The sequence below is a fragment of the Mycobacterium sp. AZCC_0083 genome (genome assembly GCF_014202335.1).
GTDB lineage: Bacteria > Actinomycetota > Actinomycetes > Mycobacteriales > Mycobacteriaceae > Mycobacterium.
The window spans coordinates 93,140-118,432 of sequence record NZ_JACHGP010000009.1 but is presented as its reverse complement, the minus strand read 5'-3'; the positions used below and the strand labels follow the sequence as shown (position 1 = coordinate 118,432).

The window sequence follows — 25,293 nt, the reverse complement described above, 5'->3', positions numbered from 1 at the left end:
GTGGATCGGCTGGACGGCGCCGCCGTTTGCGGGTTGGCCCTCCTGCGCTGGCGTATCGTTGATACTCGATTCCTGGTCATCCAGCCCAGATCGTGTCCGTACAACTCAAGACGAGGAGCTCGCCGTGGCATCGGATGTCCCGCTGCGGTCCGCGCGACTGCCATCGCAGCAGCAGGTGATCGAGCTTCTCGCGGAAGAGTTCACGCGCGCCGGATACGACATCGAGGACGTCGTCGTCCAGGAGACCGCCAAGCCGCCGCGCATCGTCGTCGTTGCCGACGGTGACCAGGGCATTGACCTGGACGCAGCCGCCGTACTGGCGCGATCGGCGGCCGAACTGCTCGACCAGCTCGATGACGACGGCCCGCCCTACGTACTCGAGGTGACGTCACCCGGCGTCGACCGGCCGCTGACGTCCGACCGGCACTTCCGGCGAGCCAGGGGACGCGTGGTGGAGATGACGCTGTCCGACGGTTCGCAGGTGACCGGACGGTTGGGTGAACTTGGCACGAGCAACGTGGCACTGGTGGTCGCCGATGGCGGCCGAGGCAAGTACGCCATTCGCGAGGTGCCCCGCGACACTATTACGAAAGCCGTTGTCCAGGTTGAGTTCTCGCCGCCAGACCGGCGTGAGCTCGAACTGGCCGGCGAGCCAGAGAAGGAGGCCGAAGCGTGAACATCGACATGGCGGCATTACATGCCATCGAGGTCGACAAGGGAATTGCGGTCGACGCGGTGGTGGAGATGATCCAGTCCGCGTTGCTCACCGCGTATCGCCACACCGAGGGGCACGAAGCCGAGGCCCGCATCGACATCGACCGCAAGACCGGGATCGTCAAGGTGATGGCCCGTGAGACCGACGAAGACGGCAACCTGATCAACGAATGGGACGACACCCCAGACGGTTTCGGTCGGATCGCCGCCACCACGGCCCGTCAGGTGATCCTGCAACGTCTGCGCGACGCGGAGAACGAGAAGAACTTCGGTGAGTTCGCCGCCCGCGAGGGCGACATCGTCGCCGGAGTGATCCAGCGTGATGCAAGGGCCAACGCCCGCGGCCTGGTCGTGGTGCGGGTCGGCAGCGAGACCAAGGGATCCGAGGGCGTCATCCCCGCTGCCGAGCAGGTGCCGGGGGAGAAGTACGAGCACGGCGACCGGGTGCGCTGCTACGTCGTCGGCGTCAGCCGCGGCGCCCGTGAGCCGTTGATCACCTTGTCGCGCACCCACCCGAATCTGGTGCGCAAGCTGTTCTCCCTCGAGGTACCCGAGATCGCCGACGGTTCGGTCGAGATCGCCGCGGTGGCCCGCGAGGCAGGCCACCGCTCCAAGATCGCCGTCGCGTCGCGGGTGTCCGGACTCAATGCCAAGGGGGCTTGCATCGGTCCGATGGGGCAGCGCGTGCGCAACGTGATGAGCGAGTTGTCCGGCGAGAAGATCGACATCATCGACTACGACGACGATCCGTCCAGGTTCGTCGCCAACGCCCTTTCGCCCGCCAAGGTGGTGTCGGTGAGCGTCATCGACGAGGCAGGCCGGGCGGCGCGCGTCGTGGTGCCCGACTTCCAGCTGTCGCTGGCGATCGGCAAGGAGGGCCAGAACGCGCGGTTGGCGGCCCGGCTCACCGGCTGGCGGATCGACATTCGCAGTGATGCCGCCCCCGAACCGGACAGCTCGTCGGCCCCAGGAGCCCCCCAGGGAGCCGCCCGCGAGCGGTAGGCCAGCAGGCGATTCTGTCTGCGGGAACGGTGACGCTAGACTGAGCCGTGATCCAGCGCGAGACTTCTGCCGCCGCGCGCGAACGCCCCGACCACCAGGTCGGACCAGTGCGGACGTGCATCGGTTGCCGAAGGCGAGAGCTGGCCGTCGAACTGCTACGAGTGGTCGCGGTGCGAGACGGGAACGACAAACACGTCGTTTGCGTTGATGCAGCGAGTAATCTGCCGGGGCGGGGTGCGTGGTTGCACCCTCACCAGCAGTGCCTAAGCGTGGCAATCCGGCGGCGAGCGTTCGCCCGAGCGCTGCGCATCACCGGTTCGCCGGACACCTCCGCGGTGGTCGAGTACTACGACTCGCACCACCCGGCAACAGAACAGGTAGCGAAGAACATGAGCACACCGTGAAGTCTCGATGACCATGCGTCATAGCTAAACCCGAGGCGCGGCCTTCCGCTGTCGCCTCCTAGACAGGAGTTGTAGTGGCAGGTAAGGCCCGCGTACACGAGTTGGCGAAAGAGCTCGGTGTTACCAGCAAGGAAGTGCTCGCCCGACTGAGCGAACAGGGCGAATTCGTTAAATCAGCATCGTCGACCGTCGAGGCGCCCGTCGCCCGACGGCTGCGTGAGGCGTTGGGCGGCTCCAAGCCTGCGCCCGCGAAGCCCGCAGGCAACGGTGCCACCCCGAGTGCCCCCTCCGCGCCGGCCAAGGCCGCCGCGGCGGCTCCGGCCGAGGCTGCGGTGTCGACCTCGACGCCAAGGCCCTCGGGCCCGAAGCCGGCGCCCAAGGCACCCCCCGCCGCGCCCGCGGCACCCGTCGAGCCGCCTGCAGCGGCCGCCGTCGCGCCGCCCGCACCTGCGGCTTCCGCCGCACCAGCGGAGTCCGCGGCACCGGCCACTGCGGCGCCAAGCCCAGGCGTCCGGCCCGGTCCCACCCCAGGTGGCCCGCGGCCCGGCCCCCGTGCACCGCGCGTCGGCAACAACCCGTTCTCCTCGGCGCAGCCGGTCGAGCGTCCCGCCCCGCGCCCGCCGCAGGGCGCGCCCCCTCGCCCCGGTGGCGGACCCCGCCCCGGCGGTGGACCTCGTCCCGGCGCGACGCCAGGCAACATGCCGCCGCGTCCGCCCGGCGCCCGTCCTGGCGCCGCTGCGACAGGACGTCCCGGTGGTCCGCGGCCAGGCCCAGGTGGTCGTGGCCCGGGCTCCTCGCCAGGTGGTCGTCCCGGTGGCGGCGCAGGCGGCGGCGGTGGTGGCAACTACCGCGGTGGCGGTGCAGGCGGCGGCGCTGGAGCTCCCGGCGGCGCACCAGCCGGTGGCTTCCGTGGACGCCCAGGTGGCGGCGGTGGCGGCGGTGGTGGTGGCCGTCCCGGTCAGCGCGGTGGCGCAGCAGGTGCCTTCGGTCGTCCCGGCGGCGCAGTCCGTCGCGGACGCAAGTCGAAGCGGGCAAAACGCGCCGAATACGAGAACATGCAGGCACCGGTCGTCGGTGGCGTGCGGTTGCCGCAGGGCAACGGCGAAACCATCCGGCTGGCGCGCGGCGCATCGCTCGTCGACTTCGCCGACAAGATCAACGCCAACCCGGCCGCGCTGGTGCAGGCGCTGTTCAACCTCGGCGAGATGGTCACCGCGACCCAGTCGGTTGGTGACGAGACGCTGGAGCTGCTCGGCGGCGAGATGAACTACGTCGTCCAGGTCGTCAGCCCCGAGGACGAGGACCGCGAACTGCTGCAGTCCTTCGACCTCACCTACGGCGAGGACGAGGGCGGCGAGGAGGACCTCGAGTTCCGCCCGCCTGTGGTCACCGTCATGGGTCACGTCGACCACGGCAAGACCCGCCTGTTGGACACCATCCGCAACGCCACCGTCCGCGAGGGCGAGGCGGGTGGCATCACCCAGCACATCGGCGCCTACCAGGTCCTCACCGAACTGGATGGCAACGAGCGACTGGTCACCTTCATCGACACCCCCGGTCACGAGGCGTTCACCGCCATGCGTGCCCGCGGTGCGAAGGCCACCGACATCGCGATCCTGGTGGTCGCGGCCGACGACGGCGTCATGCCGCAGACGGTGGAGGCCATCAACCACGCGCAGGCGGCCGACGTGCCGATCGTGGTGGCGGTCAACAAGATCGACAAGGAAGGTGCTGACCCGCAGAAGATCCGGGCGCAGCTGACCGAGTACGGCCTGGTCGCCGAGGACTTCGGTGGCGAGACCATGTTCGTCGACATCTCGGCGAAGCAGGGCACCAACATCGACGCTCTGCTCGAAGCGGTGCTGCTGACGGCCGACGCCACGCTGGACCTGCGGGCCAACCCCGACATGGAGGCCCAGGGCGTGGCGATCGAGGCACACCTGGACCGCGGTCGCGGCCCGGTGGCCACCGTGCTCATCCAGCGCGGCACGCTGCGGGTCGGCGACTCGATCGTCGCGGGCGATGCCTACGGGCGTGTCCGTCGCATGGTCGACGAGCACGGCGAGGACGTCCACGACGCCCTGCCGTCGCGGCCGGTCCAGGTCATCGGCTTCACGTCGGTGCCTGGTGCCGGTGACAACCTGCTGGTCGTCGACGAGGACCGGACGGCTCGCCAGATCGCCGATCGTCGCAGTGCGCGCAAGCGCAATGCGCTCGCCGCGCGTACCCGCAAGCGCATCAGCCTTGACGATCTGGATGCCGCATTGAGGGAGACCTCGCAGCTCAACCTGATCCTCAAGGGTGACAACTCGGGCACCGTCGAGGCCTTGGAAGAGGCCCTGCTCGGTATCGAGATCGACGACGAGGTGGAGCTGCGCGTCATCGACCGCGGTGTCGGTGGTGTCACCGAAACCAACGTCAACCTGGCGTCGGCGTCGGATGCCATCATCATCGGGTTCAACGTCCGTGCCGAGGGCAAGGCCACTGAACTGGCCAACCGCGAAGGCGTGGACATCCGGTACTACTCGGTGATCTACCAGGCCATCGACGAGATCCAGGCAGCGCTCAAGGGCATGCTCAAGCCGGTCTACGAGGAGAAGGAGCTCGGCCGCGCCGAGATCCGGGCGATCTTCCGGTCGTCGAAGGTCGGCAACATCGCCGGCTGCCTCGTCACCTCGGGCATCATCCGACGCAACGCCAAGGCTCGTCTGCTGCGCGACAACGTCGTGGTGGCCGAGACCGTCACGATCTCGTCGCTGAAGCGGGAGAAGGACGACGCCACCGAGGTGCGCGACGGCTACGAATGTGGTCTGACCTTGACGTACAACGACATCAAGGAAGGCGACGTCATCGAGGTGTACGAGCTCGTCGAAAAAGCACGTGTGTAGGGGCGTCGATACCAATGGTTGATGCTGGGCGGGCGCGCAAGCTCTCGAAACGCATCGGCACCGTGGTCGCGTCGGCGATCGAGTTCGAGATCAAGGATCCCCCGTTGGCCTTCGTGACCATCACGGACACGAAGGTGACGGGAGACCTGCACGACGCGACGCTGTTCTACACCGTGCGCGGCGAGACGTTGCAGGACGAGCCGGACTATGCGGGCGCCGCGGCGGCGCTGGAGCGCGCGAAGGGCACGCTGCGGACCAGGGTCGGCGCGGCCACCGGTGTGCGCTTCACCCCGACGCTGGCATTCGTGTTGGACAAGGTGCCCGAGACCTCGCAACACATGGAGCAACTGCTGGCTCGCGCCCGCGCCGCCGACGCCGACCTGGCACGAATTCGTCAGGGTGCTACACCAGCGGGTGACGCGGACCCGTACCGTGTCTCTGGGGCGGAGGAATCCGGTGGGGAACCAGATGTGGTGGTTGACCACCAGTTCGACCCAGAGGACACCGGTGACCGCGATCGATCCGACGACTGAGATAGCCCGGCCCTCGTTGCGCGTCGACGCCTTTGGTGCGGTCGACATACTCAGCGCGGCCGGAACCGTCGGCATCGTGTGCCACGTCTTCCCCGACGCAGACACCATCGGAGCGGGGCTGGCGTTGGCGCTGGTCCTCTCGCAGGCGGGCAAGGACGTTCAGGTCGCGTTCGCGGCGCCTGCCGTCCTGCCCGAATCGCTGCAGACACTGCCCGGCGGGCACCTGCTGGTGGCGCCCGACTTGATGCGTCGCGATCCCGACCTGGTCATCACGGTCGATATCCCCAGCGTGAACCGGTTGGGCGACCTGCGGGACCTCGCCGATCCCGATCGCGAGGTGCTGGTGATCGACCACCACGCCTCCAACCAGCTGTTCGGCACCTCGAACTACGTCGACCCATCCGCCGACTCGACGACGATGCTGGTCGCCGAGATCCTCGACGCGTGGGGCAAGCCGATCGATGCCAGCGTGGCGCACTGCCTCTACGCAGGGCTGACCACCGACACCGGCTCGTTCCGGTGGGCCAGCGCAAGGGCGCACCGGTTGGCCGCCCGGCTGCTGGAACTCGGCGTCGACAACGCCGCGATCAGCCGGACGCTGTTGGACACCCATCCGTTCTCCTGGCTGCCGATGCTGGCGCGCGTGCTCTCGTCGGCTCGGCTGGTGCCCGACGCCGCCGGTGGTCGCGGTCTGGTGTATGCGGTTGTGGCACACCAGGAATGGGCAGGCGCGCGACCCGAAGAGGTCGAGAGCATCGTCGATATCGTGCGCACCACGTCGCAGGCCGAGGTGGCTGCGGTGTTCAAGGAAATCGAACCCGCACACTGGTCGGTCTCGATGCGGGCCAAGACCGACGTCGACCTCGCTGCCGTCGCCAGCTCGTTCGGGGGTGGCGGGCACCGGTTGGCCGCCGGATACTCCGCGACCGGGTCGATCGACGACGTGGTGAGGGCGCTGGCTAGTGCACTTGGCTGACTCGGTCAGCGCGCGCCTTGGTTGAGCCTGCCGATCAGCCCATGCCGCCCGCAACGGGCCGGCGGATTGCCGGGCTGGCGTTTCCCGCGCTGGGCGTTCTTGCCGCCGAACCTCTCTATCTCTTGTTCGATCTCGCCGTCGTCGGACGCCTCGGCGCGCTGAGCCTGGCCGGTCTGGCGATCGGCGGGCTGGTCCTGTCGCTGGTGTCCTCGCAGCTGACGTTCCTGTCGTACGGGACGACGGCGCGGGCGGCCCGGTTCTTCGGGGCCGGGAACCGCGGGTCGGCCGTGGGGGAGGGCGTGCAGGCCACCTGGCTGGCGGTCGGGATCGGGGTGCTCGTCGTTGCGTTGATCGAGGCGGCGGCGGTGCCGCTTCTGCGGTTGATCGCCGACGGCGGTGAGATCGCCGACATGGCGCTGCCGTGGCTGCGGATCGCGATCCTCGGCGCGCCGGCCATCCTGATCTCGTTGGCAGGCAACGGATGGATGCGCGGCGTGCAGGACACCGCGCGGCCGCTGCGCTACGTCATCGTGGGGTTCGCGCTGTCCGCGGTGCTGTGCCCGACGCTGGTGTACGGCTGGCTGGGGCTGCCGCGGATGGAACTGGCCGGCTCGGCGGTGGCCAACCTGGTCGGGCAGTGGCTGGCCGCCCTGCTGTTCTGCCGCGCACTGCTGGCCGAGCGGGTGCCGTTGCGCGTCGACGTCACGGTCTTGCGGGCCCAGGTGGTGATGGGCCGCGACCTGTTGGTGCGCACCTTGGCGTTTCAGGCGTGCTTCGTATCGGCCGCGGCGGTGGCAGCCCGGTTCGGCGCGGCCTCCGTCGCCGCACACCAGGTGGTGCTGCAGCTCTGGGGTTTCCTTGCGCTGGTGCTGGATTCGTTGGCGATCGCCGCGCAATCGCTGGTCGGCGCGGCGCTAGGGGCGGGTCAACTGGTACACGCGAAGTCGGTGGCATGGCGGGTGACGATCTTCTCCACGTTGGCGGCCGCGGTACTGGCCACGGCGTTCGCCGTCGGAGCATCGGTGCTGCCGACGCTGTTCACCGACGACCGCTCGGTGCTCGATGCGATCGGTGTGCCGTGGTGGTTCCTGGTCGCTCAATTGCCCATCGCCGGAATCGTTTTCGCGCTCGACGGAGTTCTGCTCGGTGCCGGTGATGCGAAGTTCATGCGCAACGCCACGCTCGTCAGTGCGTTGGTCGGCTTCCTGCCGCCGATCTGGCTGTCGCTGGCGTTCGGCTGGGGACTGGCGGGCATCTGGTCGGGCCTGACCACGTTCATGGTGCTGCGGCTGGTCTTCGTCGGCTGGCGGGCGTTCTCCGGGCGTTGGCTGGTGGCAGGCACGGGCTAGGTCACGTTGACAAAGCCCCGGTGTGCGATGACCGCCCAGCCGAAGGGGTTGGTGCGTACGTCGATTCGCTCGAAACCCGCGGCGGCCAGCCGGTCGGGGAGCGAGGCGGGGTCGACGGGGTTGTAGGTATCGCCCTCGTGGTGGGCGGCCAACTCGGCGCTGGCCAGGCTGTCGCTGGCCACCAGTGCTGCGCCCGGCCGCAGCACCCTCGCGATCTCGCCGAACAACTTGTCCTGCAACGCAATCGGATCATCTCCCGTCATTCGTCGCTGCCGCAGTGCTGATGGGCTTCGTTCATGTCACTGCACCTGGGCGCGACCGCGTTCGAACACGGCGTCGCGGTTCGCGGCGATGTCGTCGCCGGTGGCCACCTGCATCCACTGCGTGGCCGACCTCGCTTCGATCCACAGCCCGGCGCTGGTCTGAGCGTCGTCGATGCGGTGGTAGGACTCCAGCAGCGCACGCACCGCCTTGGCGTTGTTGCCGACGATCGAGGCGGCGACCTTGCGAGCGGCAGGTAGCAGCTCGTCGTGCGGGACCACCTCGGTGACCAGGCCCGCCCGCAGCGCGTCCTGCGCCGACAGGTAGTCGCCGGTCAGGCTCATGCGCCGGGCCAGCCCGATGCCCACCTTTTGCGGCAACCGGACCGAAAGACCCCAGGTGGGCAGCAGGCCGACGCGGGCGTGGGTATCGGCGAAGCGGGCGTTCTCGGAGGCGATCAGGATGTCGCAGTACAGGGCGAACTCCAGGCCGCCGGTGACGGCGGCGCCGTTGATCGCACCGATCACCGGGGTGCCCATGGCAGGCCACTTGGGCGAGATGTCGGGAAGTCGGGTGGTGTTGCCGAGTTCCTTGAGGTCAAGACCTGCGCAGAACACCGGGTCGGCGCCGGTCAGGATGATGGCGTCCACGCCGTCGTCGGCCTCGGCGTCGCGCAGCGCCGCGTAGAACTGGGTGCGCAGAGCCACGGACAGCGCGTTGCGAGCCTTCGGACGGTTCAGGGTCAGCGTGCGCACGCGGTCGGTGGTGTCGATCAGCAGGACTTGGTCTTCTTCGGTATCTTTCGGGCTCGACATGTCCTCACCGTATCGACCTATGGTGGGAGCATGTGCCGCAACATCACCGAGTTGCGCGGTCTGGAACCCTCGGCGACCGCCGAGGAGGTCGAGGCCGCGGCCCGTCAATACGTCCGCAAGGTCAGCGGAATCACCCGCCCGACTGCCGCCAACGCCGAGGTCTTCGAGGCCGCGGTCGCCGAGGTGACCGCGACCACCGCGCGTCTGCTCGCCCAATTGCCACCGAGACGGCAGCCGCCCAAGACGGTGCCCCCGCTGCGTCGCCCCGAGGTGCAGGCCCGCATCGCCGCTGCGGCGAAGTGAGCGCCACCGCGCTCAAGGAGTGGAGCGCGGCCGTGCACGCGATGCTCGACGGCAGGCAGACGGTGTTGTTGCGCAAGGGCGGCATCGGCGAGAAGCGCTTCAACCTCGCCGCGTCGGAGTTCGTCTTCTTTCCCACTGTCGCCCACGGCCATGCCGAACGTGTCCGCCCCGAGCACCGCGACCTGCTCGATGCCGCCGCCTCTGACAGCACCGAGACCGAGGTGATGGTCCGGGCCGGTGCGAAAGTGGTTGCCGCCATTGCCGTCAACCGGCCCGATGGGCTGGAGGAGATCGAGCAGACGCACATCTGGACGGCCGAGTCGGTGCGTGCCGATCGGCTGGACTTCCGGCCACGGCATCTGCTCACCGTGCTGGTGGTACAGGCCAGGCCCCTGATCGAGCCGGTGCGACTGCCGAGGGAACCGGCGTACGCGGGGTGCGTCAGCTGGGTGGACCTGCCAGTGCGTCCGGACTGGGGCGATCCCGTGCACGACGACGCGGCGTTGGCAGCCATCGCCGAACGCGTTCGCGCGTCAGTTGGTTGACGGCGGCTGAGGTCCCGCGGGCAACACCAAGAGCGACGCCCCCTGCGCGCCATGGTGCACGGTATGTGTCGCGGGTGCCATCCGCCGCCCCGAGATCGGTGGTTCGTCGGTGCCGAGATTGCGGACGAAGCGCGGATGCGACCCGCCCGCGATCAGCACCCTGATTCGGGAGCCGGCTGTGAAGCGATACGCGACGGGGTCGAGCTCGAGCCGGACCGTCCCGGAATCGGTTGCCAGCCTGACGAATCCGTCGCTGACGTTGGTCGATCGACCGTTGGCGTCGACCTCACTGACCCGGACGAACAGGTCGTTGTACGGGTTGTCGCACGTATGTGACAGCTCGACCACGGGACTTCCGACCAGGTACAGGTCGGCAGGCAGTGGGTCGCCGGTGAAGTCGAGGACGTCACCGCGGAGGGCCAGGCGGGTGTCGTCGCGGTAGCCGCCCTCGGGGGAGAGCAGCCGCCCGCCGATGGTCGGCGTCGGGTCGGCAGGATCGAAGGTGAACGTCGAAGGCGGCGCGGCCGCGTCCGGCGGTGTCTCCGAAAGCCGATGTGCGGGTTGCAGATACAGCACGTGCTCGGGCATCGCGGGCGGCCAGTCGGTCAGCTCGAGCCAGTCGCCCTTGGTGACGTAGGCCCGCACCGGACTGCGGGGCGTGACGGGCTTGCCGCCGAGGTGACCGTCGAGCCACGCCAACGATTCCCGGAGTACGGTGGGCGCGCCCTTGGTCATCAGCTCGGTATGCGTCCACGGTCCGACGGTCAATGCCGTCGTCACGTTCCGCCCGCGCAGGTGCCGGAATTGCTCGAGCGTCTGCTCGACGAAGAGGTCCTGCCAGCCGCTGAACAACAGCACCGGGATGTCCACGCGGTCCAGGGCGTCGGTCAGGCGCACGGCATCCCAGAACGAATCACCGCCGTCGGGCTGGGTGACCCAGGACTCCCACCAGGGTGCCCCTGTCCCGAGTAGGGTACGGCCCGCATCGCCCATGGGCACCTGGTTCGCGGCGTGGGCCACGGTCCGCCGGGACCTGGCCTGCCGCACGCCGTTCATCAGGGCACCCGAATCCTCCTGGTGGGAAACCATGTCGCTCCACCCGAGGAAGTCGTTCAGGGTGAACGCGCCGGTGCCCCACGTCGCCGCGCTGAAGTCGTGCGGGCCGACGCTGATCACCGCGGCGACCATCTCCGGTGGAGGGTCCATCAACAGCGCCCACTGGGTGAACCCCAGGTAGGACAAGCCGATGGTGGCGAACGTACCGGTGAACCACGGCTGGTCGCGCAGCCAGGCAACGGTGTCGGCGCCGTCGGCGACCTCGTGGATCATCGGCGTGAAGTCCCCGCCCGAGCCGAACGTGCCGCGCACGCTCTGGATCACGACGTGATACCCGCGTGCCGCGTACGCGGCGCCGAGCAGGCTCGAGACCGGGAACGCACGGCCGTACGGGCAGCGCACCAGCACGGTGCCCGCCGGATTGGAGGTTTGGGGTGCGTAATGGTCGGCGACCAGGTCCACGCCGTCACGCATCGGCACCGCCACCGCGCGTCGCACGGTGAAGTCAGTGGTCGGCGGCGGGACCTTGAGGGCTCGGGCCAACACGCGGGAGGCGACGCGTTTTACGGGAGAGGACACGCCTGCAGGTTACGCAAACAGGGCGGGTTAGAGCTTGTAGTACGGGGCGAGTTCGTGCGCGCGCTGCAGGTTGGTCTGCAGGCAGTCGACGTCGTCGGTGGTGTAGACCGGCGAGTAGAACAGCGACTGCTGGAGCACCCCGTAGCTGGTCTTGAAGGCGATCATGCAGGTGATCCACCAGCGGTTGTTCCAGTCGGTGGGCTTCATGATCCAGTACTGCGCGGCACGGTGACCATCGATGTCGAGTTCGACGGCGTCGGCGGGCAGCGTCTGCTCGTAGGTCCGCCACACGAATGATTCGACGGCCATCTGATAGTTACCCGCGTCGTAGTGGCAACGCAGGCTGTCCTCGGGTATCGGTGGGGTGAACGCCAGGCCGAGTCGCTGGATGACGTCGTACGGGATGTCCTGGCACGAATCGAACGGCGTCGGGTTGACCGTTTCGATGACGGGCCACTTGATGGTCGTCGAGACGTCGCTCATGGGCGCTGACGTGGACCGCAGTTGCACCGGTCCGCTGTCGGGCCCAGCCACTGGGTTGGTCTGCCAGACCACGATCACTGCCGCGACCAGCGCACACACCGCTGACAGCAGGCGCAGTTTGGCTGCCATCACACCTCCTCGCGCTCGTCCACCGTTGCGGGGAGTGTACAAGTCGATAGCGCTCGCCCGACGGAGAAATAAGAACATGTTCTAGTTGGTGACGTCGGCTCCCCCCAGCCGCGCCAGTAGGCTGGACCGTTGTGTCAGTGGAACATCGGCACCCAACTCTTTGGGCCATCAGCGACCTTCACATCGGTCACACCGGAAACAAGCCGGTCACCGAGTCGCTTCATCCGTCATCCCCCGACGACTGGCTGATCGTCGCCGGCGACGTCGCCGAACGCACCGACGAGATCCGCTGGTCGCTCGACCTGCTGCGCAAACGGTTCGCCAAGGTGATCTGGGTGCCAGGGAACCACGAACTGTGGACCACCAGCAAGGACCCGATGCAGATCTTCGGGCAGGCGCGTTACGACTACCTGGTCAACATGTGCGACGAGATGGGCATCGTGACGCCCGAGCATCCGTTCCCGGTGTGGACGGACGAGGGAGGCCCGGCGACCATCGTGCCGATGTTCCTGCTGTACGACTACTCGTTCCTGCCCGAGGGCACGGCCACGAAGGCCGAGGGTCTGGCGCTGGCGCGCGAACGCAACATCGTCGGCACCGACGAGTTCCTGCTCTCCGCGGAGCCCTACGCCACGCGTGACGCGTGGTGCCGGGACCGGCTGAAGCAGACGCGGGAGAAGCTCGAAGACCTGGATTGGTTGACCCCGTCGATCCTGGTGAACCACTTCCCTCTGGTGCGCGAGCCCTGCGATGCGATGTTCTATCCCGAGTTCGCGATGTGGTGCGGCACGACCGCCACCAAGGATTGGCACACCCGTTACAACGCGCTGTGCTCGGTGTACGGCCACCTGCACATCCCGAGGACCACGTGGTACGACGGCGTGCGGTTCGAGGAGGTGTCGGTGGGCTACCCGCGGGAGTGGCGGCGCCGCAAGCCCTATCGATGGATGCGTCAGATCCTGCCCGACCCGAAGTACCCGCCCGGCTACCTCAACGAGTTCGGCGGCCACTTCGAGGTGACGCCCGAGATGCGTGCTGGCGCGGAGAAGATCCAGGCGCGCATCAAGGACCGGCGGGAGAGATGACCACACTGCTCAGCGGTGTCCTGCCAAGCATCGTGGCAGCCGCCGAGATGTACGACGATCCAACCGATTTGGTTCCCTACCCTGAGGAGGAGCCACTCGTCGCGCGTTCGGTGGCCAAGCGCCGCAACGAGTTCGTCACGGTGCGTTACTGCGCTCGCCAGGCGCTCGGTGAACTCGGACTGCCCCCGGTACCGATCCTCAAGGGGGACAAGGGCGAACCGTGCTGGCCAGACGGAGTCGTCGGCAGCCTGACGCACTGCGAGGGCTTTCGCGGCGCGGTGGTGGGCCGTAAGGCCGATGTCCGCTCGGTCGGCATCGACGCCGAACCGCACGGCGTGCTCCCCAAGGGCGTGCTGGACGCCATCAGCCTGCCTGCCGAACGGGCTGAGCTCACCGGTCTGCCCGCCAAACTGCATTGGGACCGGATCCTGTTCTGCGCCAAGGAAGCAACCTACAAGGCGTGGTTTCCGCTGACGCACCGCTGGCTGGGGTTCGAGGACGCACACATCACCTTCACCGTCGACGGGTCCGGTGCGGCAGGCGCGTTCTCGTCGGTGATCCTGATCGATCCCGCCGCCGAGTCCGGGCCGCCGTTGACGTCGTTGGCCGGTCGCTGGTCGGTGGGCGATGGCCTGGTCCTCACGGCGATCGTGTTGTGACGACTCCACCGCCGGGGATCGTCGTCGTCGACAAGCCCGCAGGAATGACGAGCCACGACGTCGTCGGGCGTTGTCGCCGGTTGTTCGGCACCCGCAAGGTCGGCCACGCCGGCACGCTGGACCCGATGGCCACCGGCGTGCTGGTGGTGGGAATCGAGCGGGCCACCAAGATCCTCGGCCTGCTCACCGCGACCGACAAGTCGTACGCGGCCACCATCCGGCTCGGCCAGAGCACCTCCACCGAGGACGCGGAAGGCGAGCTGCTGCAGACTGTTCCGGCCGATGACGTCACCGATGCCGCCATCGGCAAGGCCGTGGCGCGCTTGCGCGGCGACATCGAGCAGGTGCCGTCGGCGGTCAGTGCGATCAAGGTCGACGGTCAGCGCGCCTACAAACTCGCCCGCGAGGGCAAGACCGTCGAACTGGCCGCGCGTCCGGTGCGGATCGATCGTTTCGAGGTTCTCGGGGCGCGACGCCACGACTCGGTCGTCGACGTCGACGTCGAGGTGGACTGTTCGTCGGGTACGTACATCCGGGCACTGGCCCGCGACGTCGGCGCAACCCTCGGTGTCGGCGGACATCTCACTGCGTTGCGACGCACCAGGGTTGGCCGGTTCGGGTTGGGGGAGGCGCACACTCTGGAGCGCCTCGCGGACGCTCCGCAGTTGAGCTACTCATTGGACGCGGCGTGCCTGCTGGTGTTCCCGCGTCGGGACCTCACTGTCGAGGAAGCCGAGTCGGCCAGCCACGGCCGGGCCCTGGTACCCGCGGGCGTCGACGGCGTCTACGCGGCGGTCGCGCCAGGCGGACTGGTGGTCGCGCTGCTCACCGACGAGGCGTCACGGACCAGGTCGGTCGTCGTGATCCGGCCTGCGACGCTCTAGTCATCGCGGCTCAAGTGCGCTACACCGGACCGGGTGGACGCTAGCGAGATGCAGGCGATCGTCAGCGCGCACCTGAAGGCCGAGGGCCTGGGCGACATCGACGGCACCATCGCGGTGTACACCGACGACATCGAGCATGACGCCGTTGGGTTTCCAGGCAGCCCGCGCCACGGCAAGGCTGCGGCTCGCGAGTTCTACGAACACCTGACCGCGAACCTTCGCGCCGAGGAAGAAGTAGTCCTGCATCGGTACGTGACCGGCGATGCGATGGTCCTCGAACAACTGATGACGGCCACCATCATCGGGTCGATGCTGGGCCTTCCTGGCAACGGACGCCGCATCAGTTTTCGCATCTTTGGACATGGGAATTCCCCCTACAAATGATTGATTGAGCCACGCCTCGTGGCGAGGATGGTCCTCGTGTTGCCCGCCGACATCTGTCGGTTGCCACTGCGTCCTCCTCACTGTCCGATGCGCGGGCAGGCCTGGACGCCGACCCGTCGCAGTGCAGTGGTGTCTGACATCGTCTGTCGAGAAATGCGCGAGGGAGTGAGTAGTCGACTACTCATGTTTTGCGTCGGGAATTGACGCTTCCGGCAAATTGATCAGGGCACTCCTTCGTAGTCGGATCACACATTCACTCGCGTAGCGATTCTGCGAAATCCACGTCAATCCAGCGTCAATCGACCGTCAATGAATCACCCCGCACAAAAACTGCGGCAGCGTCAGAATTCGTTTGGCAAACGGAGGGCTGGGGCTGGGGACGCATGGCGGCGGATGGAACCGGTATGCCCGTTTTCGTGCGAGTGCTCGGCGAAGTAGCCATCGCGCATGACGGCATCGCGCTACCGCTGCCCGAGAGTCTCCGCGCGGTCGCGTTGCTGAGGTGGCTCGCCGTTCACGCGGGATCGCGAACCCGATCCGAAATCGCATCGTCGCGGTGGCCGGACGTGCCCTACGCCGTCAGAAGACGTGTGGATGTTGCTGATAGCCCGCTCCGGTTTCTCGAGTGGTGGACCGGAATCGAATCGACCACCGTTGGCGGTGACGGCGACTACACGATGTACGTCGACGGCTATCCCGACTTCCCGATGCCCCAGACTCTCGATGCATCGCGTGACAACGGCAGCGTGAAGATCTCCTGCATGGTGTCCGACCTGGTGTTCCAATGGCACCTGGAACCGGTCGAGGGAGCACGAAAATATCTGTGCACGTGGACATTCCCGAAAGCGAGGCCGCCCGCCTCGACATGCAGCGCGACACCATCACCTCAGCGCTGCGCAAGCTCGGCACGCTGGCGGCCGCCAGCGCCGGCTGATGTCCTCAGTCGTTCGCGTACAACGTCTCGAATCGCTCGATCGACCGTTCGATGTCGCCCTTCACGGCCCGGGCGGCCGCGGCTCCGATCGGACCGAACAGCGGCCTTCCGCCCAAGTCGAGTTTCACCGTGAATGCACTTCCCGCATCCGTCGGGACCACCTTCATCGTCAGCGCGTACTTCGCACCGCCGACGCCGTCCCCGGTGATCTCGAGCGACGTCGGCGGATCGAACTTCCGCACCGTCCACGTCACTCGGTTGCGCATCCCCTTCGCTCCTGCGACACCGACGAGGATCGTGCCGACCGAAAGCTCGTCGGGCAGTTCTGATCGCCAGCCCTGGTGCATCTGCAGCCAGTCGCCCAGTTCCGCGAGATTGGACACGTGCGCCCATGCCTCCTCGGGAGGCAGCGACAGCTTTCGGCTCAGCTCGAGTTTCGCCATGACCCCAGAGCCTAGGGTGAGCTGGCGCTTCCTAGCCCACCACCCAGATCGCTTGCGCGGCGGGGCTGCCCAGATCGACGGTGGTCTCGCTGGACTCGCCGAGCACCGCAGGGTCCGACGGGGTGGTGATTGCCACCGAGATCATGCCCGCGAAGTCGCGGCGGGCCACCACCCGCAACCGGGAGTCCAGGTTGATCCCGACACTGTCGAAGTAGCGCAGCATCTCCGGATCGGCGTCCGAGATCCTGGCGACGGTACCGGCCTCGCCGTCTCGGCAGTCCGACAGCTGCCGCGCAGGCGGGGTTGGCACCTGGCCATCGGCGGCCGGGATCGGATCGCCGTGCGGGTCGCGCGTGGGGTACCCCAGCTTGGCGTCGATGCGGTCGAGCATCCGGTCGGACACGGCGTGCTCGAGAATCTCGGCCTCGTCGTGCACCTCGTCCCAGCCGTAGCCGAGTTCGTTGACCAGGAACGTCTCCATCAGGCGATGGCGGCGGACCATGGCCAGCGCGGCCTTGCGGCCCGCCTCGGTGAGCGTCACGGCGCCGTACTTCTCGTGGTCCACGAGCCCCTGATCGGCGAGCTTTCGGATGGACTCCGAGGCGGTACTCGCCGATACCCCGATGCGCTCGGCGAGCATCTTCGTGCTGACCTTTTCCCGCGACCACTCCTGGGCGGTCCAGATGACTTTCAGATAGTCCTGGGCAACCGTCGAAAGGTCGCGTTGGTTGCCTTCAGGGCTCACGTTGAAGAAGTTTAGGCAATCATCACCTCAACCGGGCATCCAGCGCGGCCGTAGGGCCCGGCGCGTCGTAGTCTTACACTCGTGCAGCGCTGGCGGGGTCAGGATGAGATCCCCACGGACTGGGGCAGGTGCGTCCTCACGATCGGCGTGTTCGACGGGGTGCACCGCGGACATGCCGAGCTGATCAACCATGCGGTCAAGGCCGCACGGTCCCGTGAGGTTCCCGCAGTGCTGATGACGTTCGACCCCCATCCGATGGAGGTCGTGTTCCCCGGCAGCCATCCGGCCCAGCTCACGACGCTGACCCGGCGTGCCGAACTCGTCGAGGAGATGGGCATCGACGTCTTCCTCGTCATGCCGTTCACCTCCGATTTCATGAAGCTGACCCCCGAGCGCTACGTGCACGAGTTGCTCGTCGAGCGGCTCCACGTGGTCGAGGTCGTGGTGGGGGAGAACTTCACCTTCGGCAAGAAGGCCGCAGGCACGGTTGGCATGATGCGCAAGGCCGGCGAGCGGCTGGGCTTCGCGGTCGAGGGCATGTCGCTGGTGTCCGAGCATCACCGCGACGAGACCGTCACCTTCTCCTCCACCTACATCAGGTCCTGCGTGGATGCCGGCGACGTGGTGGCCGCCGCCGAGGCACTTGGCCGGCCGCACCGTGTCGAGGGCGTGGTGGTGCGCGGCGACGGCCGCGGCAAGGTGCTGGGCTATCCCACCGCCAACGTGGCGCCGCCGATGTTCTCTGCGATCCCCGCCGACGGGGTGTACGCGGCGTGGTTCACGGTGCTTGGACACGGCCCCGTGATGGGCACGGTCACCCCCGGCGAGCGGTACCAGGCGGCGGTGTCGGTGGGCACCAATCCGACCTTCTCGGGCCGCACCCGCACGGTGGAGGCATTCGTCCTGGACACCGACGCCGACCTGTACGGCCAGCACGTCGCCGTCGACTTCGTCGCCCGCATCCGGCCTCAGGAGAAGTTCGAAACGGTCGACGACCTCATCGTCGCGATGGACGGCGATACCCAGAAGGCGCGGACGATTCTGCGCGATTCCTTCTAACCAGCACCGCACTGTTAGACTCTCCCGCGACCCAGCACAGCTGCAGTTCGCGGCGGCCGTGCCTCAGATCAACCCTCGCGGACCGATTTCAATGGAGTAATTTCGTGGCGCTCACTGCCGAACAGAAAAAAGAGATCCTGGGCCAGTACGGCCTGCACGAGACCGATACCGGTTCGCCGGAGGCGCAGGTCGCAATGCTGACCAAGCGCATCTCGGATCTGACCGAGCACCTCAAGCTGCACAAGCACGATCACCACTCGCGGCGCGGACTGCTGCTCTTGGTGGGTCGCCGCCGCCGGCTGCTGAAGTACATCGCCCAGGTCGACGTGGCGCGCTACCGCTCCTTGATCGAGCGGCTGGGTCTGCGCCGCTGACGCGTGCGCTTCGCGCCGTCGCGATCGCAGTCATCCTGCTCGGGGCATCTGCATGCTCGTCCGCGGCTGCCGCGGACCTGAAGGTGGGGGACTGCCTCAAGGTCGGCGGCCCGCCCGATCGTCCCGACGTCGCACGGGTCGAATGTGGCAGCACCGCATCGAACTTCAAGGTGATCTCGACGGTGCAGGACACCGACCAGTGCCCCTCCGACGCGGACTCCTACTACGCGACCCGCAGCTCGTTCAGTAGCACCGGCACCACGGTGTGCATGGACATCGACTGGGTCATCGGCGACTGCATGAGCATCGATCCCGACAACGGCAGGGATCCGCTCCGGGTGGACTGCAACGACGCCTCGGTACCCCACCGGCAGCGCGCCACCCAGATCCTCGCGAAGGTGGCCAACGTCGATCAGTGCGCTACCGGAGTCGGCTACGCCTACGACGAACGCCAGTTCACGGTATGCGTGGAGGACGTCTCGTAAGCCATCCCGTTGGCCGGTCGGACGATTGCCACGGTGTAACATGAACGTGTTTTGAGCCACGTTGGGCTCGAACATCCGGTGCGGTTCGCGCAACATCCGCGTGCACCGTTCCAGCGCACCACCTCGAGCACCCGCTCTCGTATGGGCGGTCTTCGGTAGTGGCGGCCGGTTCTCACCGGCCGCTTCGATCGACGGCCGTCAGGATTTCCGGGTTCTCTCGCGTGGCTCGCAAAATGGGGTGCGAAACCGCACCACACGAGAACTAAAGAGGTCTGACACACGTATGTCTGCAACTGAAATAGAAGACGGCGTATTCGAGGCGACAGCCGTCATCGACAACGGGAGCTTCGGCACCCGCACCATCCGCTTCGAGACCGGCCGGCTGGCCCAGCAGGCCGCTGGCGCCGTCGTCGCCTACCTCGACGACGAGACCATGCTGCTGTCGGCGACCACCGCCAGCAAGTCCCCCAAGGACCATTTCGACTTCTTCCCGCTCACGATCGACGTCGAGGAGCGGATGTATGCCGCGGGCCGCATCCCCGGCTCGTTCTTCCGCCGCGAGGGCAGGCCGTCCACCGACGCGATCCTGACCTGCCGGCTCATCGACCGGCCGCTGCGTCCCACGTTCGTCAGCGGTCTGCGCAACGAGATCCAGGTCGTCGTGACGATCCTGAGCCTCGATCCCAAGGATCTGTATGACGTTCTGGCGATCAACGCCGCGTCGGCGTCGACCCAGATCTCCGGCCTGCCGTTCGCAGGCCCGGTCGGTGGCGTGCGCGTCGCGCTGATCCCCTCTCCTGAAAACAAGGCAGGCCAGTGGGTCGCCTTCCCGACCGTCGAGCAGCTCGAAGGCGCCGTGTTCGACATGGTCGTCGCGGGCCGCAAGGTCGAGAATGATGACGTCGCGATCATGATGGTCGAGGCCGAGGCCACCGACAACGTCATCGAGCTCATCGCAGGAGGCGCTGGAGCGCCGACGGAGAGCGTCGTGGCCGAGGGCCTCGAGGCCGCCAAGCCGTTCATCGCCGCGCTCTGCACCGCCCAGGAGGAGCTGGCCGCAGCCGCGGGCAAGGAGACCGGCGAATACCCGGTGTTCCCCGACTACCAGGACGACGTGTTCTACGCCGTCTCCTCGGTGGCCACCGACGAGCTCGCCAAGGCGCTGACCATCGCGGCCAAGGAAGAACGCAACGACCGCACCGACGAGATCAAGGTCGAGGTCCTGGAGCGGCTGTCCGAGCAGTTCGAAGGCCGCGAGAAGGAGATCGGCGCCGCGTACCGGTCGCTGACCAAGAAGCTGGTGCGGCAACGCATCCTGGCCGACCACTTCCGCATCGACGGCCGCGGCATCACCGACATCCGCGCGTTGTCCGCCGAGGTCGCCGTCATCCCGCGTGCGCACGGCAGCGCGCTGTTCGAGCGGGGCGAGACCCAGATCATGGGTGTGACGACGCTCGACATGGTCAAGATGGCTCAGCAGATCGACTCGCTCGGGCCGGAGAAGACCAAGCGCTACATGCACCACTACAACTTCCCGCCGTACTCGACCGGTGAGACCGGCCGCGTCGGCTCGCCCAAGCGCCGCGAGATCGGCCACGGGGCACTGGCCGAGCGGGCCCTGATGCCGGTGCTGCCGAGCATCGAGGAGTTCCCGTACGCCATCCGTCAGGTCTCCGAGGCGCTGAGCTCCAACGGCTCGACGTCGATGGGCTCGGTCTGTGCGTCGACGCTGTCGCTGCTCAATGCCGGTGTGCCGCTGAAGGCTCCGGTCGCGGGTATCGCGATGGGCCTGGTGTCCGACGACGTCGAAGTTGAGGGCGGTGGAACCGAGCGGCGTTTCGTCACCTTGACCGACATCCTCGGCGCCGAGGATGCCTTCGGCGACATGGACTTCAAGTGCGCGGGCACCAAGGAATTCGTCACCGCACTGCAGTTGGACACGAAGCTCGACGGCATTCCGTCGCAGGTGCTGGCCGGCGCGCTGGCGCAGGCCAAGGACGCGCGAATCACCATCCTCGAGGTGATGGCCGAGGCCATCGACGAGCCCGACGAGATGAGCCCGTACGCACCGCGGATCACCACGATCAAGGTGCCGATCGACAAGATCGGCGAGGTCATCGGGCCCAAGGGCAAGATGATCAACTCGATCACCGAGCAGACTGGTGCGTCGATCTCGATCGAGGACGATGGCACCGTGTTCGTCGGTGCTGCGGATGGCCTTTCGGCGCAGGCCGCGATCGACATGATCAACGCCATCGCGAACCCGCAGCTGCCCAAGATCGGTGAGCGGTTCCTCGGAACCGTCGTCAAGACAACCGATTTCGGTGCCTTCGTGTCGCTGCTGCCAGGTCGTGACGGGCTGGTGCACATCTCCAAGCTCGGTCGGGGCAAGCGCATCGCCAAGGTCGAGGACGTGGTGAAGCTCGGCGACAAGCTGCGCGTGGAGATCGCCGACATCGACAACCGCGGCAAGATCTCGCTGGTGCTCGTCGCCGAAGACGAGGCAGCCGAGGCAGCGGACACCCCGAACGGCGTTTCGACGGATTCGGGTGCGGCACCTGCCGATGCCGCGACCGCCAGTAACTGATTCAGTACGGCGCACCACCCTGCCAGGAGGGCTGCGCGTCGTCACGGAATTCATCCCGTCGGTTCATTCTGCGTCGGTGGGAGTGTGGGTAGGCGTCGGGTCACGCGATGAAGGTCGTAGCGTGGCCGGCGCCGCCCACTTCCTCGAACACCTGCTGTTCAAGTCGACGCCGACCCGCACGGCGGTGCAGATCGCGCAGGCGGTCGACGCCGTCGGCGGTGAACTGAACGCGTTCACCGCGCGCGAGCACACGTGCTACTACGCCCACGTGATCGACACCGACCTGGAGTTGGCGGTCGACCTGGTTGCCGACGTCGTACTGCGTGGGCGCTGCGCTGCCGAGGACGTCGCCGTGGAGCGTGACGTCGTGCTCGAGGAGATCGCGATGCGCGACGACGACCCCGAGGACACGCTCGGGGACGTGTTTCTGTCCGCGATGTTCAGTGGCCATCCGGTGGGCCGCCCTGTGATCGGCAGCGTCGAGTCCGTCTCGGAGATGTCGCGGGCGCAACTGCACTCCTTCCACGTCCGGCGCTACACACCCGAGCGGATGATCGTCGCGGTAGCGGGCAACATCGACCACGACACCGTCGTCGCCCTGGTGAAGGAGTACTTCGGGCCACGGCTGGTGCGTGGACGCGAGCCCGTGGCGCCGCGCAAGGGCAACGGCCGGGTGCCTGGTCAGCCGACGTTGGAGGTGGTCCACCGGGATGGCGAGCAGACACACATGTTCCTCGGCGTGCGCACGCCGGGCCGGCACTGGGACCATCGGTGGGCGCTTTCGGTGCTCAACAGTGCTCTCGGTGGTGGCCTGAGTTCCCGTCTGTTCCAACAGATCCGCGAGACCCGCGGGTTGGCCTACTCGGTGTACTCGACGGTCGACACGTTCTCCGACTCCGGCGCGCTGTCGGTGTATGCGGCGTGTCTGCCCGAACGGTTCGACGAAGTGGTCCGGGTGACCACGGACGTGCTGGCCGAGGTGGCGCGCGGCGGCATCACCGAGGCCGAGTGTCGAATCGCCAAGGGCTCCATGCGGGGTGGGCTGGTGCTCGGCCTCGAGGACTCCGCCTCTCGGATGCACCGGATCGGGCGAAGCGAGCTGAACTACGGCATGCACCGCACCATTCCGCACACCCTCGAGCAGATCGAAGCCGTCACCCTCGACGAGGTCAACGCCGTGGCGCGGCAACTGCTGAGCAAGCCGTTCGGCGCCGCGATCCTGGGACCGAAGCGATCGAAGCGGTCATTGCCTGCGCCATTGAGGGCCATCGCGGGCTGATCGGTAGCGTTGGGACCGATGACTGGATTATCTCGACGACGCGTACTGATGGCAGGCAGTGTGCTTTTCGGTGGTGGAGCCGTCGCGGCGTTGGCCGCAGGCCCACCGAGGCAGGCGTTCGCCGCACCACCGCCCGGGTCCACCACCGAAGAGCTCATTGCCGGTTTGGAGCAGGCGCACAATGCCGTCATCGGGTTGTTCGCCGTCAACCTGATTTCGGGCGTCACGATTGCCCACCGGGCGCAGGATCCGTTCGCGATGTGCTCGACGTTCAAGACCTACGCCGCAGCGCGCGTGTTGAAGTTGGTCGAACGTGGCCAGCTGACGCTCGATCAGAAGGTGCTCGTCGACCCTGCCGCGGTCGTGGCCAATTCGCCGCGAACCGAGCCGCGGGCCGGGACCGAGATGACGCTGTCCGAACTGTGCGAGGCGGCGCTGGAAGTCAGCGACAACACCGCGGCAAATCTGTTGCTGCACACCATCGGTGGGCCGCCTGCGGTCACCGCCTTCGCGCGCAGCATCGGCGACCAGCAGACGCGGTTGGACCGTTGGGAGACCGAACTGAACTCCGCGATTCCCGGCGATCTGCGCGACACCAGCACCCCTGAGGCGCTGGGTGGGGGCTACCGCGCCCTGCTGAGCACTGAGGCGCCTGGTCCCTCGACACGCCAGCTGCTCTTGGATTGGATGCGCGCCAATGAGACGTCCAGCATGCGGGCGGCTCTGCCGCAGGGCTGGACCACGGCCGACAAGACGGGTAGCGGCGACTACGGCACCGCCAACGACGTCGGGCTCGCCTACGGCCCGGACGGGCAGCACGTCCTGCTGGCGATGATGACGCGGTCGCAGGCCGACGACCCGGCAGCCGAGACGCTGCGTCCCGTCATCGGCGAACTGACTGCGCTGGTGTTGCCCCGGCTCACCGAGCGCTAACCGATCGGCGGATTCGTCGTCGTCTCGGTCGTCTCGGCGGGCCCCGATGCCGGGCCCTCCTCCGGTGGTGGTTTCGTCCCCGTGTCGTCGTCGTCGTTGTTGTTGTCGTGGGTGGTGTGGGTGCGCGTTGGACGCGTGCTTGGTGCGAACGACCGGGTCGGTTCGGTGGTCGCGGTTACGGTCGCGGTCGTCGGCCGCTGCTTCGTGGTGGTGACCGGAGCGTCGGAGGTCGGTGGCGGGGCGGTCGTCGTCTCCACGGTGCGTTCGATACGTGACGCCGACGTCGGTGGTGGACGCAGCTCGGCCGGAGCGCGTGAAACCGATGGTGTCATAGTCGGTTCCGTGACTTCCGGGGTGGAGACCACCACCGGTATGACCGTTGTGTCGTCGGTGCGCTGCAACATCGCGATGATCACGCCTGCCCCGATGATGAGACCCACCAGGACCGTTCCGGCCACCGCCCGATTGCGGCGCCTGGATGCCGGCGCGGCCGCATCGCTGCCGCCCTCCGAACCCCTTGCGGGTGGCGGTGGGCCAGACGGTCCGGCCGGCGGTGCCGCGGGCAACTGCCCCTGAGCCGCGGCGAGCGTGGGCTCGCGCAACCATGCCGGCGCAGGGATGAACACCGGCGCACCGCCGAGAAGTGCTGCAGGGGTGAGCATTCGGCTGCGCACCGCGTGGCACCCGGTGCACGACTCGACGTGGCGGGCCACCCGTTTGCGGGTCAGGACGGTGAACTCGCCGTCCCAGTCGTCGAGGTCCGCTGCCAACTCCGGGCAGGTGTCGGGAGCGCTGTGGACGCGGCGGGCGACGAGCAGGGCGCCGAGCGAACGCTCGACGGTGTCACGCAGCCGGTGCACCAGGGTGCCCGCGTTGCTCTGACTGACGCCGAGCACCTCGGCCAGCTCGAGCCCGTCGAGTTCGTGCCGATAGGTGAGGTCGAGGATGGTTTGGTCACGCTCGGACAGTCCACCGGCCGCCGCGGCGACCAGGTCGGCCAGCTCACTTCGTGCGGCCAGGGTTTCGGGTCCGGCTTCTGTCGTTACTAGTTCGGGGAGCATGTCGGTGGGTTCCTCGCGGCGGCGCTCTCGCTGGTGTCGCAGCGCCTCGTTCCTGGCGATCGAGTAGAGCCAGGGCCGCAGTTTGTCTGCATCGCGCAGCTGAGTCAGTTTCGTGGCGGCAGTGCAGAACGCGTCTTGGACGCAGTCCGCTGCGGCATCGCGGTCGCGCAGCATGCCGACGCAGAAGTCGTGCAGCCTGTTGGCGTAGCGGTCGTAGATCGCGGCGAACGCCGTGCGATCACCCGATGCAGCGGCCGCGACCAGGTCTGCATCAGTGGTGTCTTGGTCAAGTCGTGCAGTCATGCGCCGTCCCCCCGGATCGTCAGCCCATTCGACCAGCGTGG

General features: G+C 67.6%; 26 protein-coding genes and 1 pseudogene. 20 read left to right on the top strand and 7 right to left on the bottom strand.

Annotation, left to right across the window (positions count from 1 at the left end):
• Positions 1-124 precede the first annotated feature (124 nt).
• From rimP to HNP02_RS22690, 8 genes and pseudogenes are all read left to right on the top strand, one after another.
• Positions 125-676, top strand: a complete 552-nt coding sequence (rimP, locus tag HNP02_RS22720) for a ribosome maturation factor RimP (RefSeq protein ID WP_184442743.1) — start codon at positions 125-127, stop codon at positions 674-676.
• A complete protein-coding gene (gene nusA / locus HNP02_RS22715) occupies positions 673-1,716 on the top strand; it encodes a transcription termination factor NusA (protein ID WP_184442742.1) in 1,044 nt (347 codons plus the stop codon). The genes rimP and nusA overlap by 4 nt, the downstream gene beginning before the upstream one ends.
• A gap of 47 nt (positions 1,717-1,763) precedes the next feature.
• Positions 1,764-1,976, top strand: a pseudogene (locus tag HNP02_RS44105) (YlxR family protein); the annotation flags it as partial.
• 9 nt (positions 1,977-1,985) lie between these two features.
• The gene (locus tag HNP02_RS44100; protein WP_375373704.1) at positions 1,986-2,120 is read left to right on the top strand and encodes a hypothetical protein; all 135 of its coding nucleotides are present in this window, start codon (positions 1,986-1,988) and stop codon (positions 2,118-2,120) included.
• A gap of 74 nt (positions 2,121-2,194) precedes the next feature.
• Positions 2,195-5,008, top strand: coding sequence for a translation initiation factor IF-2 (gene infB / locus HNP02_RS22705; protein WP_184442740.1), 2,814 nt, complete (start codon positions 2,195-2,197; stop codon positions 5,006-5,008).
• A gap of 14 nt (positions 5,009-5,022) precedes the next feature.
• The gene (rbfA, locus tag HNP02_RS22700) at positions 5,023-5,541 is read left to right on the top strand and encodes a 30S ribosome-binding factor RbfA (RefSeq protein WP_184442739.1); all 519 of its coding nucleotides are present in this window, start codon (positions 5,023-5,025) and stop codon (positions 5,539-5,541) included.
• Positions 5,516-6,517, top strand: a complete 1,002-nt coding sequence (locus tag HNP02_RS22695; RefSeq protein WP_309241664.1) for a bifunctional oligoribonuclease/PAP phosphatase NrnA — start codon at positions 5,516-5,518, stop codon at positions 6,515-6,517. The genes rbfA and HNP02_RS22695 overlap by 26 nt, the downstream gene beginning before the upstream one ends.
• A gap of 41 nt (positions 6,518-6,558) precedes the next feature.
• Entirely contained in the window at positions 6,559-7,866 is a 1,308-nt protein-coding gene (locus HNP02_RS22690) for an MATE family efflux transporter (RefSeq protein ID WP_184442738.1), read from the top strand.
• Here HNP02_RS22690 and HNP02_RS22685 read toward each other — a convergent pair.
• Both HNP02_RS22685 and HNP02_RS22680 read right to left on the bottom strand, forming a co-directional pair.
• Positions 7,863-8,129 (bottom strand): hypothetical protein, encoded by a 267-nt coding sequence (locus HNP02_RS22685; RefSeq protein WP_255506829.1) that lies wholly within the window; start codon positions 8,127-8,129, stop codon positions 7,863-7,865. The two genes, HNP02_RS22690 and HNP02_RS22685, sit on opposite strands and share 4 nt — an antisense overlap.
• Before the next feature lie 36 nt (positions 8,130-8,165).
• Complete coding sequence (locus HNP02_RS22680; protein WP_184442737.1) at positions 8,166-8,942, bottom strand: enoyl-CoA hydratase; 777 nt, start codon at positions 8,940-8,942, stop codon at positions 8,166-8,168.
• 30 nt (positions 8,943-8,972) lie between these two features.
• On the opposite strand from HNP02_RS22680, the gene HNP02_RS22675 reads away from it, so the two are divergent.
• Both HNP02_RS22675 and HNP02_RS22670 read left to right on the top strand, forming a co-directional pair.
• A complete protein-coding gene (locus HNP02_RS22675; RefSeq protein WP_184442736.1) occupies positions 8,973-9,245 on the top strand; it encodes a DUF2277 domain-containing protein in 273 nt (90 codons plus the stop codon).
• On the top strand, positions 9,242-9,790 hold the full coding sequence (locus tag HNP02_RS22670; RefSeq protein WP_184442735.1) for a DUF1802 family protein: 549 nt from the start codon (positions 9,242-9,244) through the stop codon (positions 9,788-9,790). The genes HNP02_RS22675 and HNP02_RS22670 overlap by 4 nt, the downstream gene beginning before the upstream one ends.
• On the opposite strand, the gene HNP02_RS22665 is transcribed toward HNP02_RS22670, so the two are convergent.
• Both HNP02_RS22665 and HNP02_RS22660 read right to left on the bottom strand, forming a co-directional pair.
• Positions 9,779-11,425: a CocE/NonD family hydrolase gene (locus HNP02_RS22665; RefSeq protein WP_309241663.1), complete on the bottom strand. Its 1,647-nt coding sequence runs from the start codon at positions 11,423-11,425 to the stop codon at positions 9,779-9,781. The two genes, HNP02_RS22670 and HNP02_RS22665, sit on opposite strands and share 12 nt — an antisense overlap.
• Before the next feature lie 27 nt (positions 11,426-11,452).
• Entirely contained in the window at positions 11,453-12,037 is a 585-nt protein-coding gene (locus HNP02_RS22660) for a DUF3558 domain-containing protein (protein ID WP_184442734.1), read from the bottom strand.
• A 137-nt stretch (positions 12,038-12,174) separates the two neighbouring features.
• On the opposite strand from HNP02_RS22660, the gene HNP02_RS22655 reads away from it, so the two are divergent.
• The 4 genes from HNP02_RS22655 to HNP02_RS22640 are packed head-to-tail and all read left to right on the top strand — an operon-like array spanning position 12,175 to position 15,049.
• On the top strand, positions 12,175-13,122 hold the full coding sequence (locus HNP02_RS22655; RefSeq protein ID WP_375373700.1) for a metallophosphoesterase family protein: 948 nt from the start codon (positions 12,175-12,177) through the stop codon (positions 13,120-13,122).
• On the top strand, positions 13,119-13,781 hold the full coding sequence (locus tag HNP02_RS22650) for a 4'-phosphopantetheinyl transferase (protein WP_184442732.1): 663 nt from the start codon (positions 13,119-13,121) through the stop codon (positions 13,779-13,781). Before HNP02_RS22655 ends, HNP02_RS22650 begins: the two co-directional genes overlap by 4 nt.
• The gene (gene truB, locus HNP02_RS22645; protein ID WP_184442731.1) at positions 13,778-14,665 is read left to right on the top strand and encodes a tRNA pseudouridine(55) synthase TruB; all 888 of its coding nucleotides are present in this window, start codon (positions 13,778-13,780) and stop codon (positions 14,663-14,665) included. Before HNP02_RS22650 ends, truB begins: the two co-directional genes overlap by 4 nt.
• Before the next feature lie 33 nt (positions 14,666-14,698).
• Positions 14,699-15,049 carry a nuclear transport factor 2 family protein gene (locus tag HNP02_RS22640; RefSeq protein ID WP_309241662.1) on the top strand — a complete coding sequence of 117 codons (351 nt, stop codon included), beginning with the start codon at positions 14,699-14,701 and terminating at the stop codon, positions 15,047-15,049.
• 939 nt (positions 15,050-15,988) lie between these two features.
• Here the strand turns inward: HNP02_RS22640 and HNP02_RS22635 are convergent.
• Positions 15,989-16,426, bottom strand: a complete 438-nt coding sequence (locus HNP02_RS22635) for an SRPBCC family protein (protein WP_184442730.1) — start codon at positions 16,424-16,426, stop codon at positions 15,989-15,991.
• 31 nt (positions 16,427-16,457) lie between these two features.
• Positions 16,458-17,171 carry a manganese-binding transcriptional regulator MntR gene (gene mntR / locus HNP02_RS22630; protein WP_184442729.1) on the bottom strand — a complete coding sequence of 238 codons (714 nt, stop codon included), beginning with the start codon at positions 17,169-17,171 and terminating at the stop codon, positions 16,458-16,460.
• An 81-nt stretch (positions 17,172-17,252) separates the two neighbouring features.
• Between mntR and HNP02_RS22625 the strand changes: the two genes are divergently transcribed.
• From HNP02_RS22625 to bla, 6 genes are all read left to right on the top strand, one after another.
• Entirely contained in the window at positions 17,253-18,230 is a 978-nt protein-coding gene (locus HNP02_RS22625) for a bifunctional riboflavin kinase/FAD synthetase (RefSeq protein WP_184442728.1), read from the top strand.
• A gap of 104 nt (positions 18,231-18,334) precedes the next feature.
• A complete protein-coding gene (gene rpsO, locus HNP02_RS22620; protein ID WP_149373498.1) occupies positions 18,335-18,604 on the top strand; it encodes a 30S ribosomal protein S15 in 270 nt (89 codons plus the stop codon).
• Complete coding sequence (locus HNP02_RS22615) at positions 18,601-19,089, top strand: hypothetical protein (RefSeq protein ID WP_221317905.1); 489 nt, start codon at positions 18,601-18,603, stop codon at positions 19,087-19,089. The genes rpsO and HNP02_RS22615 overlap by 4 nt, the downstream gene beginning before the upstream one ends.
• Positions 19,090-19,372: 283 nt before the next feature.
• On the top strand, positions 19,373-21,676 hold the full coding sequence (locus tag HNP02_RS22610) for a polyribonucleotide nucleotidyltransferase (RefSeq protein ID WP_184442727.1): 2,304 nt from the start codon (positions 19,373-19,375) through the stop codon (positions 21,674-21,676).
• A complete protein-coding gene (locus tag HNP02_RS22605; RefSeq protein ID WP_184442726.1) occupies positions 21,654-22,955 on the top strand; it encodes a pitrilysin family protein in 1,302 nt (433 codons plus the stop codon). Before HNP02_RS22610 ends, HNP02_RS22605 begins: the two co-directional genes overlap by 23 nt.
• An 18-nt stretch (positions 22,956-22,973) precedes the next feature.
• Positions 22,974-23,888 (top strand): class A beta-lactamase, encoded by a 915-nt coding sequence (gene bla / locus HNP02_RS22600; protein ID WP_184442725.1) that lies wholly within the window; start codon positions 22,974-22,976, stop codon positions 23,886-23,888.
• Here bla and HNP02_RS22595 read toward each other — a convergent pair.
• A complete protein-coding gene (locus HNP02_RS22595) occupies positions 23,885-25,252 on the bottom strand; it encodes a sigma-70 family RNA polymerase sigma factor (RefSeq protein ID WP_184442724.1) in 1,368 nt (455 codons plus the stop codon). The two genes, bla and HNP02_RS22595, sit on opposite strands and share 4 nt — an antisense overlap.
• Between the last annotated feature and the right edge of the window lie 41 nt (positions 25,253-25,293).

Bases quoted from the DNA above. Each gene is read 5' to 3' on its own strand.
- HNP02_RS22680 (WP_184442737.1), bottom strand. From the start codon at position 8,942: ATGTCGAGCCCGAAAGATACCGAAGAAGACCAAGTCCTGCTGATCGAC.
- rbfA (WP_184442739.1), top strand. From the start codon at position 5,023: ATGGTTGATGCTGGGCGGGCGCGCAAGCTCTCGAAACGCATCGGCACC.
- HNP02_RS22595 (WP_184442724.1), bottom strand. From the start codon at position 25,252: ATGACTGCACGACTTGACCAAGACACCACTGATGCAGACCTGGTCGCG.
- HNP02_RS22660 (WP_184442734.1), bottom strand. From the start codon at position 12,037: ATGGCAGCCAAACTGCGCCTGCTGTCAGCGGTGTGTGCGCTGGTCGCG.
- HNP02_RS22690 (WP_184442738.1), top strand. From the start codon at position 6,559: ATGCCGCCCGCAACGGGCCGGCGGATTGCCGGGCTGGCGTTTCCCGCG.
- HNP02_RS22605 (WP_184442726.1), top strand. From the start codon at position 21,654: ATGCCGCGACCGCCAGTAACTGATTCAGTACGGCGCACCACCCTGCCA.
- bla (WP_184442725.1), top strand. From the start codon at position 22,974: ATGACTGGATTATCTCGACGACGCGTACTGATGGCAGGCAGTGTGCTT.
- HNP02_RS22635 (WP_184442730.1), bottom strand. From the start codon at position 16,426: ATGGCGAAACTCGAGCTGAGCCGAAAGCTGTCGCTGCCTCCCGAGGAG.
- HNP02_RS22650 (WP_184442732.1), top strand. From the start codon at position 13,119: ATGACCACACTGCTCAGCGGTGTCCTGCCAAGCATCGTGGCAGCCGCC.
- HNP02_RS22675 (WP_184442736.1), top strand. From the start codon at position 8,973: ATGTGCCGCAACATCACCGAGTTGCGCGGTCTGGAACCCTCGGCGACC.
- HNP02_RS22685 (WP_255506829.1), bottom strand. From the start codon at position 8,129: ATGACGGGAGATGATCCGATTGCGTTGCAGGACAAGTTGTTCGGCGAG.
- HNP02_RS22610 (WP_184442727.1), top strand. From the start codon at position 19,373: ATGTCTGCAACTGAAATAGAAGACGGCGTATTCGAGGCGACAGCCGTC.